Source organism: Staphylococcus taiwanensis, assembly GCA_020544305.1.
In the GTDB taxonomy this organism is placed as follows: domain Bacteria; phylum Bacillota; class Bacilli; order Staphylococcales; family Staphylococcaceae; genus Staphylococcus; species Staphylococcus taiwanensis.
Genome location: CP058667.1, coordinates 2,094,399 through 2,106,721, shown reverse-complemented (window position 1 = coordinate 2,106,721; position 12,323 = coordinate 2,094,399). Strand labels below are relative to the sequence as shown.

Below are 12,323 nucleotides of genomic sequence, written 5' to 3'. Positions count from 1 at the left end.
AATGTTCATCTAAGAATTTCTTTACAACCCAGCCCCCCCTAGGCAAGCATCTCAACTTTAGTAAAATGAAAATCCATTTAAGAACTACTTTAGAAGCTGTCGCCTAACAAGGGCCCCAACACAGAGGAACTGAGTTAATCAGTTTCTACAAGTAAAGTAAGTTGGGCAAGCGTGACAACAATACGAAGTATTGTAAATAAAGAAGCCAGTAAATGAATTTTTAAAAACTCATGTACTGGCTATTTTGTTAGGAATTATGTCCTAGGCTCTACTATTTCTCTGGAAATAATATCCCAGACTGATTTTGCTTTCAAATCAATATAAATAAAAAAATATTAACCGAGCGCAACATCTAAAATCATCATTATCGTAAATCCAAGCATTAAGCTTAATGTTGCTAAATCTGTATTATTTCCTGATTGAGAATCTGGAATGAGTTCTTCCACTACAACAAATATCATCGCTCCAGCTGCGAAAGCTAAAGCATATGGTAAGACAGGTGTAATAAATAAAATTAAAGCAGCACCTATCGTTGCAAATATAGGTTCTACAATCGCAGATGCTTGACCATAATTAAACGATTTCCAACGAGACGCGCCCGCAGCTCTAATTGGCATAGACAAAGCGGCACCTTCAGGAATGTTTTGTATACCTATTCCGATTGCTAAACCTAGCGCCCCAAGAAAAGTAGCTTGGTTATTACCAGTAGCAATGCCTCCAAATGCAACACCAATTGACAGACCTTCAGGAATATTGTGTAAAGTGATTGCTAATACAAGTAGCGTATTTTTACTTAGAGATGTTTTCACACCTTCACGATATTGACTTTTATCACCAATTTTTTGATGAATATGTGGGATAACTGAGTCCAAACCACGTATAAATACACCACCGAAGATAAAGCCAATTGCGGCAGGTAACCATGCAGGTAAAGCACCATCTTTGCCATATTCTATAGAAGGTTGTAATAAAGACCAAAAACTAGCAGCAATCATGATGCCGGCCGCAAATCCTTGCATGGAGGTTAAAATCCTTTCATTTACCGATTTAAAAACAAATACAGATGCAGCACCTAAAGCGGTCAATAACCATGTGATGATACCAGCAATAAGTGCTTGCAAGTATGGCGGTAAATTCTCGAAAAAGTCTATCATAACTCTTGTCTCCTTGTATCATTTAGCCCTAAAAAGGTGTATAATATATAGAACTGATTTAAGCTTATCAAAATAATTTTTAAATTTCGATATTTCGATATGAAAAGGAAGTAGAAGCATGGAAGCGTATAAAATTGAACATTTAAATAAATCTTATGCAGATAAAGTCATTTTTGATGATTTAAATCTATCTATTTCTGAACATGAAAAGATTGGACTAGTCGGTATCAATGGTACTGGAAAAAGTACATTACTGAAGGTTATTGGAAATCTTGATGATGACTACACTGCTGATATTACGCATCCGAATCAATATCGTATTCGATACTCTTCTCAAAAACATGACTTAGATGGAGATATGACGGTTTTCCAAGCAGTTTTAAGTTCTGATACTTCAACACTTCGTATTATTAAATCTTATGAAGAAGCTGTGAATGCTTATACGCTTCAACAAGACGATGCACATTTTCAAAAAATGATGGAAACACAAGAAGCAATGGATCGTCATGATGCTTGGGATTATAATGCTGAGATTAAGACGATTCTTTCCAAACTAGGAATTAATGATACAACTAAAAAAATAAGTGAGCTTTCGGGAGGACAACAAAAACGTGTTGTTTTAGCTAAGACATTAATTGAACAACCTGACTTGTTATTATTAGATGAGCCTACGAACCATCTTGATTTCGAGTCTATTAATTGGCTTATTAATTACGTTAAACAATACCCTCATACTGTATTATTTGTTACCCATGATCGTTACTTTTTAAATGAAATAGCAAGTCGAATTATTGAATTAGATCGAGGGAAATTGAAATCTTATCCAGGTAATTACGAAGATTATATTGCTATGAGAGCAGAAAACGAAATGATTGAGTTAAAGCAGCATGAGAAACAAAAAGCACTATACAAACAAGAACTCGCTTGGATGAGAGCGGGTGTTAAAGCTAGAACAACCAAACAACAAGCACGTATTAATCGTTTTAATGATTTAGAAACAAATGTTCATGCGCATCAAACGCAGGATAAAGGCCAACTCAATCTAGCGTATTCAAGATTAGGTAAACAAGTCTTTGAATTAGATCACCTGTCAAAACAAATCAATGGTAAAACTTTATTTGAAGATATAACTGAAATTATTCAAAGTGGACAACGTATTGGTATTGTGGGACCTAATGGTGCTGGGAAAACGACGTTACTAAACATTTTAAGTGGTGAGGATACTAACTATACTGGCACACTTAAAATTGGCCAAACGGTTAAGGTAGCTTATTTTAAACAAACTGAAGAAACGCTTGATAGAGACATTCGTATGATTGATTATCTTCGTGAAGAAAGTGAAGTAGCCAAGGAAAAGGATGGTACATCTATTTCAGTTACGCAATTGTTAGAACGTTTCTTATTTCCAAGTTCTACTCATGGTAAAAAGATTTATAAACTATCCGGAGGAGAACAAAAACGCCTATACTTACTGAGATTGTTAGTACATCAACCAAATGTATTATTATTAGATGAGCCTACAAACGATTTGGATACTGAAACTTTAACTATTTTGGAAGATTATATTAGTACATTTGGTGGTTCAGTCATTACTGTAAGTCATGATAGATATTTCTTGAATAAAGTGGCTCAAGCATATTGGTATATCCATGATGGGAAAATGGAACGCATTGTCGGTACGTTTGAAGATTATGAAGCATATAAAAAAGAACAAGAGAAACAACACGCACTTGAAAAACAAGCACTACAATCTAAACCTAAAACGAATACACGTAAAAAGTCAGGGTTATCTTATAAAGAGAAACGTGAGTATGACATGTTAATGGAACGCATTGAAACATCTGAAGCACGTTTAGAGCAAATAGATGAAGAAATGATTGAAGCAAGTGCAGATTATGCAAAAATTAAAGAATTAAACGCAGAAAAAGAACAATTGGAACAGACATACGAAGAAGACATCACGAGATGGAGTGAACTAGAAGAATTAAAAGAGCAATAAGGGGATTGTGAGTATGGAAGCAACATTGTCGCATTATTTTGGTTATGACAAATTCAGACCTGGACAGAAAGAAATTATAACTAAGATAATGGATCATCATAATGTATTAGGTGTATTACCAACAGGTGGCGGTAAATCAATTTGTTATCAAGTGCCTGGTTTGATGCTAGGTGGTACAACGATTGTCATTAGTCCTTTAATTTCTTTGATGAAAGACCAAGTAGATCAATTGAAAGCGATGGGGATTAAAGCAGCATATTTGAATAGCAGTTTGACTAAGAAACAACAAAAGACGATTGAGAATGATTTAATGACTGGTGATATTCAATTTTTATACGTAGCGCCAGAACGTTTTGATAATCACTACTTCTTAAGTTTACTAAGTCGAATCGATATCCATCTTATTGCGTTTGACGAGGCACATTGTATTTCTAAGTGGGGGCATGATTTTAGACCGAGTTATCAAAGTGTTATCAAAAAGGTATTTACTTTACCTCAAAACTTTACTATTGTTGCACTCACAGCTACAGCTACTACGGAAGTACAACAAGACATTATGGACAAGCTTAACATTGATAGACATGATGAAGTGAAAACAAGTACCAAACGTCGTAATCTTATCTTCAAAGTGAACCCGACGTATCAACGTCAGAAATTTGTCGTTGATTATATACAAAAACATAAAGACCAAGCAGGTATTGTATATTGTTCAACACGTAAACAAGTTGAAGAATTACAGGAAGCGCTAGAGACTATTCGCGTTACGACAGCAATTTATCATGCTGGGCTATCGAATAAGGAACGTGAGGAAGCTCAAAATGATTTCGTTTATGATCGCGTAAAGGTTGTTATCGCCACGAACGCATTTGGTATGGGTATTGATAAATCAAATGTGCGTTATGTCATTCATTATAATATGCCAGGTGATTTGGAATCTTATTATCAAGAAGCAGGACGTGCAGGACGTGATGGGCTTGAAAGTGAGTGTATCTTGCTTTTTAGTGAACGTGATAAAGGATTACATGAATATTTTATTACAGTATCGCAAGCAGATGATGATTATAAAGATAAAATGGGCGAAAAGCTAACTAAGATGCTGCAATACACCAAGACGAAAAAGTGTCTTGAAGCGACGATTGTTCATTATTTTGAACCTAATGAGAAATTAGAAGAGTGTGGCCAATGTAGTAGTTGCATTCAACAAAATAAAACATATGATATGACGCAAGAAGCCAAAATGATTATTAGTTGTATTGCACGTATGCGTCAACAAGAAAATTATAGTGTAGTTATTCAAGTATTACGTGGAGAAACTAGTGACTATATTAAATATAATCATTATGACCAATTACCAACACATGGACTGATGAAAGGGTACACAACATCAGAGTTAAGTCACTTGATAGATGAACTACGTTTTAAAGGCTTTTTAAATGAATATGATGAAATTTTGATCTGCGATGAGAGCGTCAAAAAGTTATTGAATAATAACAAGAAAGTATTCACTACACCATTCAAACAAAAAACGAAAGAGAAAGTACATATTAATACTGTTGAAGGTGTCGATAGAGTATTATTTAGTGAACTAGTTGAAGTACGTCGTAAATTAAGTGAAAAACTAGAAATTGCACCGGTTAGTATTTTTTCAGATTATACACTTGAAGAATTCGCAAAACGCAAGCCAGAATCTAAGCAAGAAATGATTTCAATTGATGGTGTCGGTAGTTACAAGTTAAAACATTATTGTCCGAAGTTCTTAGAACGCATTCAATCATATAAAACAAGTATATAAATATGCTAAGGGTAAGGTTATACGATTCAATATCGTACGCCTTACCCTTATTTTTATAATTAATACAAATTTAACTATAAAAATAAAACCAATTAAATATGAATTTAGTATTAAACATGTTTTAATAGGGAATATGATATGCAAAACGTTTGAATAGACGGTATAAATGAAGGTGACTAAATGATTGAATTCAAAAACGTGACAAAGCGGTACGACGAAAATATAGCTGTAGATGATGTGAGTTTTAAAATTAATGAAGGCGAATTTTTTGTTCTTATAGGACCATCGGGTTGTGGTAAAACAACTACATTAAAGATGATAAATAGATTAATTCCTTTAAGTGAGGGTTACATATATTTCAAAGACAAACCTATTAGTGATTATCCTGTGTATGAAATGCGATGGGATATTGGCTATGTCTTACAACAAATCGCATTGTTTCCACATATGACAATTAAAGAGAACATTGCACAAGTGCCACAGATGAAGAAATGGAAAGATAAAGATATTGATCAACGTGTTGATGAATTATTGGCAATGGTTGGTTTAGAACCAGAGAAGTATCGTGATCGTAAACCGGATGAACTTTCAGGGGGCCAACGTCAAAGAGTGGGTGTGGTTCGTGCGTTAGCTGTTGATCCACCGGTTATATTAATGGATGAACCGTTTAGTGCATTGGATCCGATTAGTCGTGAGAAGTTGCAAGATGGTTTATTAGATTTGCAAACCAAAATTAAAAAGACCATTATTTTTGTTACACATGATATTCAAGAAGCTATGAAATTAGGTGATCGTATTTGTTTATTGAATAATGGACATGTTGAGCAAATAGCTACGCCTCAAGAATTTCGAGATCATCCCAACAATGCGTTTGTTGAAGAATTTATGGGTAGTCATTTAGATCAAGATAAAGAAGATTTACAACTAAAAAATTTAAACATTACAACACCTTTAACAGAGCGTGATACGCAACATAACTATCCTGTAGTGAGTAGCAGTGTTAAATTACGTGAGGTTTATGCTTTATTAGCGCAACATGAAGCTGTTCTCGTAGAAGATGATACAACCTCAACAACGTCGCTATTAAAACGTGAAGATATCTTCAACTATTTATCTAATCATAGCGATAAGGAGGTTAAAGCATGAATGAACTATTAACGACTTTAAATGACCGTAAAGGTGAATTGCTTAGAACGATTTTAGAACATATTCAAATTTCGTTTATAGCATTACTTATCGCTATTTTAATTGCCGTGCCATTAGGTATTGCCTTAACTAAGACAAAGCGATTATCTGAAATTGTAATGAATATTGCTGCGATTCTTCAAACCATTCCATCACTTGCATTACTAGGTTTAATGATTCCTATCTTTGGTATTGGTAGAGTGCCAGCAATTATTGCTTTAGTTGTCTATGCTTTGTTACCAATTTTAAGAAATACATACACAGGCATACAAGAAGTAGACCCATCATTAATTGAAGCGGCTAAAGGTATTGGGATGAAGCCTATCCGTCGCCTTACTAAAGTTGAATTGCCTATAGCAATGCCAGTTATTATGGCTGGGATTCGAACTGCGATGGTACTCATTATTGGTACAGCAACGCTTGCGGCATTAATTGGTGCTGGTGGTTTAGGGGATCTCATTTTATTAGGTATAGACCGAAATAACACTTCACTTATATTAATTGGTGCGATTCCTGCTGCATTACTTGCGATTCTTTTTGATTTGATTTTGCGTTATATGGAGAAATTATCGTATAAGAAGTTATTAATTAGCATTGGTGTTATTATACTGATTATCTTGCTAGTTATTATTGTCCCACTTTTCGGGAAAAAAGGAGACAACATTACGCTTGCGGGTAAATTAGGTTCAGAACCGTCAATTATCACTAATATGTATAAAATACTAATCGAAGATGAAACAAATGATACGGTAGATGTTAAAGATGGCATGGGTAAAACGTCATTCCTCTTTAATGCTTTAAAATCAGATGACATCGATGGTTATCTTGAATTTACAGGTACTGTATTAGGAGAGTTGACGAAAGAAGACTTGAAATCTAAAAAAGAAGGTGCAGTATATAATCAAGCTAAGCACAGTCTTGAGAAGAAATATGATATGACGATGCTTAAACCTATGAAATACAATAATACGTATGCTTTAGCAGTGAAGAAAGACTTCGCTAAGAAGAATAATATTAAAACAATTGGGGACCTACAAAAAGTAGAGGATAAGCTTAAACCTGGATTCACGATGGAATTTAATGACCGCCCTGATGGCTATAAAGCAGTTGCTAAAGCTTATGGTTTAAAAATATCTAATATTAAACAAATGGAACCTAAACTTCGCTATACAGCAGTTGAAAAGGGAGACATCAACTTAATTGATGCATATTCAACAGATGCCGAATTAAAACAATATAATATGGTTGTATTAAAAGACGATAAACATGTCTTCCCTCCATATCAAGGTGCACCGATGTTTAAAGAAAAATTCTTGAAAGACCATCCTGAAATTAAAAAACCTCTTAATAAACTAGCTGGTAAAATTTCGGATGAAGAGATGCAAGAAATGAATTATAAAGTCACTGTTAAGAACCAAGATCCATATAAAGTAGCTAAACAATATCTTGAAAAAGAAGGTTTAGTAAAATAGTGATCGAGTTTAACGGTTAATAGAGTATGCACCCCAAAAGGTAGACGAAAATTCTAACTTTTTGGGGTGTATTTTTATGAGTAATCATTATAAAGTTGTAATCTAAAATATTTTTATTTACACTAGATTTTAAATACATTAGAAATATATGTATTGATTAAGGGGTGGGAAAATGAATACAAAACATTATTCAAGGCAAGAAATTGTTGATAGTGTACCTCAAAAAGGATTTTTTGGGCATCCTAAAGGGTTAAGTACGCTATTCTTTACTGAATTCTGGGAACGATTTAGTTATTATGGCATGAAAGCCATCTTAGCTTACTATCTCTATTATTCAGTTAGTAAGGGTGGCTTTGGTTTGCCACAAGGTACAGCATTACAAATTGTATCGCTATATGGTGCACTTATTTATATGTCTGGAACGGTTGGTGGATGGATCGCTGATAGAATCATAGGCACAAGGCATGCGCTATTCTATGGTGGTATATTAATTATGTTTGGTCATATTTTATTAACTATACCGGGTAATTTAACGGTGGTAATGATTGCTTTATTACTTTTAATTATTGGTACAGGGTTGCTGAAACCAAACATTTCCACAACAGTTGGTGAGTTATATCACCATAATGATAAAAGACTGGATGGGGCATTTACGATTTTCTACATGGGTATTAACCTGGGGAGTTTCTTATCACCGTTTGCAACGGGATATTTACAAACACGTTTAGGCTTTCACTTTGGCTTCGCAATAGCTGCAATTGGGATGTTTATCGGTTTAGTAACGTATTTAATTACGAACAAGAAAAGTTTAGGTCTAGCAGGTGTTAGTGTACCGAATCCACTGCGTAAAGAAGAAATAAAAAAATTATCAATGATTACTGGTATTTCAATTATAGTATTCGCAATTGTCTTACTTATCTTACAATTAGTGGGATCGTTAAGTTTATCAAGTTTTAGTCTCATTGTGACATTGATAGGTGTTGTATTGCCAATAGGTATCTTTATATATATGCTATCTAGTCATAAAACGCGAAAAGAAGAACGTTCAAGAATCTATAGTTACATACCATTATTTATTACGTCAGTAGCTTTTTGGATGATTCAAGAGCAAGGGTCTACGATATTAGCTAATTTTGCTGATCAAAAAACAGAATTAAGCTTAGCTAAATTGACAAAAGGCGTCATTGACTTTCATATTCCAGCGGCATGGTTTCAATCTGTCAATCCAGTGTTCATCATTATTTTAGCGCCTATTTTTGCGAGTGTATGGACAAAATTAGGTAAACGTAATCCAAGCACAGTATATAAATTTGCAGGCGGTGCCATTTTTGCAGGGTTATCGTATTTAATTATGGTCATTCCATTAAGTACGCATTCTCAATTAATTCATCCAATTTGGTTAGTACTTAGTTTCTTATTAATCGCAATAGGAGAGTTATTTATTTCTCCAGTAGGTTTATCAGTAACTTCTAAGTTAGCGCCAGCCAAATTTTCAGCACAAATGATGGCATTATGGATGCTTAGTAATGCCACAGCGCAAAGTATCAATAGCCAAATCGTTGTATTATTTAAAATTATTAGCGAGAAAGAGTTCTTCTTATATTCAGGACTATTCACTTTAGTTATTGGTATCATTCTGATTGCTATTTCGCCTATAGTTAAAAAAGCAATGAATGGTGTACTTTAGTAAATTAATATGTTCAACTAAGTGTATTTTCACAATAGGAGAGTAAGTAGTATATAATTTAAGTAAGTGTTTTATTTTTTAGAAAAAAGGAGCGGTTGTACATGAAACAACAATTAAATCAATTAGCAGCTTATCAACCTGGTTTGTCACCACAAGCACTTAAAGAGAAACATGGTATTGAAGGTGAATTACACAAACTTGCTTCGAATGAAAATTTATATGGACCTTCACCAAAAGCTAAAGAAGCTGTTCAAACACATGTAGACGAGTTATTTTATTATCCCGAGACTGGCTCACCATCATTACGCAAAGCAATTAGCAAGCATTTGAATGTGGATCCATCTAGAATTTTATTTGGTGCAGGATTAGATGAGGTTATCTTAATGATCTCAAGAGCTGTGTTAACTCCTGGAGATAAGATTGTAACAAGTGAAGGAACATTTGGTCAGTACTATCACAATGCAATTGTAGAATCTGCTGAAGTCGTTCAAGTACCATTAAAAGATGGTGGATTTGATTTAGATGAAATAATTAAAGAAGTAGACGAAGATACAGCATTAGTGTGGTTATGTAATCCGAATAACCCAACCGGAACATATTTCAACCATGACGAACTAGAACACTTTTTAGAACAAGTGCCTAGTCATGTACCTGTATTAATTGATGAAGCATACTTCGAGTTCGTCACTGCAGATGATTACCCAGATACATTGAAATTACAAGAACGCTTCGATAATGCATTCTTGTTGAGAACATTTTCTAAAGCATATGGTTTAGCAGGGTTGCGAGTAGGTTATGTGGTTGCTACGAATGAAGCCATTGAAAAGTGGAACATCATCCGACCACCATTTAATGTCACACGTATTTCAGAGTATGCAGCCATTGCAGCTTTAGAAGATCAAGATTATTTACATGAAATTACATCAAAAAATGCTAAAGAACGCGAAAAGTTCTATAGTATACCGCAAAGTAAGCATTTTTTACCTAGTCAAACGAACTTTGTATTTGTTGTGACTAATAAAGCACAAAAATTATATGAGGCGTTACTAAATGTGGGGTGTATCACACGTCCATTTCCAACTGGTGTCCGTATTACCATCGGCTTCCCGGAACAAAACGATAAAATGATTGAAGTATTAAAAGATTTTGATTATTAGTTTGTCTTATAAATAGTAAAAGGATTAATGATATGTAGGTATAGTAATTATGTACAAGATGTCATCTAATTGAGTAAATGGAAACGGCCAAGAGTTTGGGACAAATTTTTATTAAAAGGCTACAATGCAAATTTGTAGTAGCAGATTGGGTTGAGAAGGTGCTTTAATCAAGCTTTTCTCAGTTCTAGCCATCCTTGAGGGCGAAGCTCCAACAAAAAAGAATATCTACAAGCAAAGCAAGTTGGGAGTGGGACTATGAATTCAGAAGAATTCGGTTCCATTCCCGATTTTTTTGATGTCAATGAATTAATGTGGTTTATCATTATTTATTAACGCTTTAATATTGAATAGTAATTGTTTTCTTTTCATATCCTTATGAGATACACTGTAATTATTTTAAAGGGGAGGTTTATTGATGAATATTATACATGTTAGAAATGCCACATTAATAGTTGAATACGCTGATAAACGATTTTTAATTGATCCCATGTTAGGTGAAAAGGGGTCGTTTCCACCTTTTCCAAATGCACCTAGAGATGATCAAAATAATCCATTAGTTGAATTACCAATGTCGACTGATGAAATTATATCAAATGTGGACGCTGTATTTTTAACACATCTTCATTTAGATCACTTTGATGAAGCGGCGCAACAATTATTACCGAAAGACATTCAGATTTATACACAAAACGATGAAGATGTAGAAGAAGTAAAAAAAGCTGGCTTTAAAAATGTGATAGCTTTAGAAAAAGTAAATGAACTACAGGGTGTGACTGTGTATAAAACACCAGCACAGCATGGTCGTGGTGAAATTCTTGAAATCGCTGGTAACGTTTGTGGATTTGTATTTAAAGCTGATGATGAACCAACTTTATATATTGCAGGAGATACAGTATGGTATAGCGAGGTAGAAGATACTATTAACGAATATAAACCTGAAGTCATTGTGGTAAATGCTGGTGACAACCAATTTAATCAAGGTGGCTCATTAGTCATGGACGCTGAAGATGTGTATAACGTTGCCAAAGTGGCGCCTAATGCAACCATTATTGCTACACATATGGAAGCAGTCAATCATTGGATGTTATCAAGAGAAGCGTTACATGAATTTGCACAACAACATCAATTCGATACGCAACTACGTATTCCTAATGATGGTGATCAATATCAATTTTAAAATTTAACTATTGTTAACTTTTTATAGACATTATTTAATTATGAAGCCGTGTCATCATCGCTTGATTAATGAATTCTGTTCGATAATGAAAAATTTTGCTATACTTTAACGGTATATAGGTGATGATTAAGGGAGAGATAGTATGTCTAGAAAATCTATAGCAATTGATATGGACGAGGTATTGGCCGATACATTAGGTGCAATTATTGAAGCGGTTAACGTTAAAACAGAGTTAGGCATTACAGTAGAATCATTAAATGGTCAAAAGCTTAAACATGTGATTCCTGAACATGATGGTTTAGTGCGTGATATTTTAAGAGCGCCAGGCTTTTTTAGAAATTTAACTGTTATGCCACATGCGCAAGAAGTAGTTGAGAAATTAACTGAACACTATGACGTTTACATTGCAACTGCAGCTATGGATGTGCCAACGTCATTTCATGATAAATATGAATGGTTACGTGAATTCTTCCCATTCTTAGACCCACAGCATTTTGTATTTTGTGGTCGTAAAAATATAGTAAAAACAGATTATTTAATAGATGACAATCCACGTCAGTTACAAATATTTGAAGGTGAATCTATTATTTTCACAGCTTCCCATAATATTAATGAAGACCGTTTTAGACGCGTTAATGGATGGAAAGATGTTGAAGCTTTCTTCTTAGGAGAGTAAGTAAAAAATAAGCGATTAAGATAA

At 34.1% G+C, this 12,323-nt stretch carries 9 protein-coding genes; 8 read left to right on the top strand and 1 reads right to left on the bottom strand.

From position 1 onward, the window contains the following. Window positions 1-335: 335 nt before the first annotated feature. Window positions 336-1,154 (bottom strand): ZIP family metal transporter, encoded by an 819-nt coding sequence (locus HYI43_10085; GenBank protein UDI78885.1) that lies wholly within the window; start codon window positions 1,152-1,154, stop codon window positions 336-338. Window positions 1,155-1,272: 118 nt separating this feature from the next. On the opposite strand from HYI43_10085, the gene HYI43_10080 reads away from it, so the two are divergent. From HYI43_10080 to HYI43_10045, 8 genes are all read left to right on the top strand, one after another. Further along, the gene (locus HYI43_10080) at window positions 1,273-3,153 is read left to right on the top strand and encodes an ABC-F family ATP-binding cassette domain-containing protein (GenBank protein ID UDI78884.1); all 1,881 of its coding nucleotides are present in this window, start codon (window positions 1,273-1,275) and stop codon (window positions 3,151-3,153) included. Window positions 3,154-3,166: 13 nt separating this feature from the next. Next, a complete protein-coding gene (gene recQ / locus HYI43_10075; GenBank protein ID UDI78883.1) occupies window positions 3,167-4,945 on the top strand; it encodes a DNA helicase RecQ in 1,779 nt (592 codons plus the stop codon). A 180-nt stretch (window positions 4,946-5,125) separates the two neighbouring features. Beyond that, window positions 5,126-6,091, top strand: a complete 966-nt coding sequence (locus HYI43_10070) for an ABC transporter ATP-binding protein (GenBank protein ID UDI78882.1) — start codon at window positions 5,126-5,128, stop codon at window positions 6,089-6,091. After that, entirely contained in the window at window positions 6,088-7,602 is a 1,515-nt protein-coding gene (locus HYI43_10065) for an ABC transporter permease/substrate-binding protein (GenBank protein UDI78881.1), read from the top strand. The genes HYI43_10070 and HYI43_10065 overlap by 4 nt, the downstream gene beginning before the upstream one ends. A gap of 172 nt (window positions 7,603-7,774) precedes the next feature. Beyond that, window positions 7,775-9,289 (top strand): peptide MFS transporter, encoded by a 1,515-nt coding sequence (locus tag HYI43_10060; GenBank protein ID UDI78880.1) that lies wholly within the window; start codon window positions 7,775-7,777, stop codon window positions 9,287-9,289. A 101-nt stretch (window positions 9,290-9,390) separates the two neighbouring features. After that, entirely contained in the window at window positions 9,391-10,446 is a 1,056-nt protein-coding gene (gene hisC, locus HYI43_10055; protein ID UDI78879.1) for a histidinol-phosphate transaminase, read from the top strand. A gap of 415 nt (window positions 10,447-10,861) precedes the next feature. Continuing rightward, the gene (locus tag HYI43_10050; protein ID UDI78878.1) at window positions 10,862-11,623 is read left to right on the top strand and encodes an MBL fold metallo-hydrolase; all 762 of its coding nucleotides are present in this window, start codon (window positions 10,862-10,864) and stop codon (window positions 11,621-11,623) included. A gap of 142 nt (window positions 11,624-11,765) precedes the next feature. Beyond that, a complete protein-coding gene (locus HYI43_10045; GenBank protein ID UDI78877.1) occupies window positions 11,766-12,299 on the top strand; it encodes a 5'(3')-deoxyribonucleotidase in 534 nt (177 codons plus the stop codon). The last annotated feature ends 24 nt before the right edge of the window (window positions 12,300-12,323 follow it).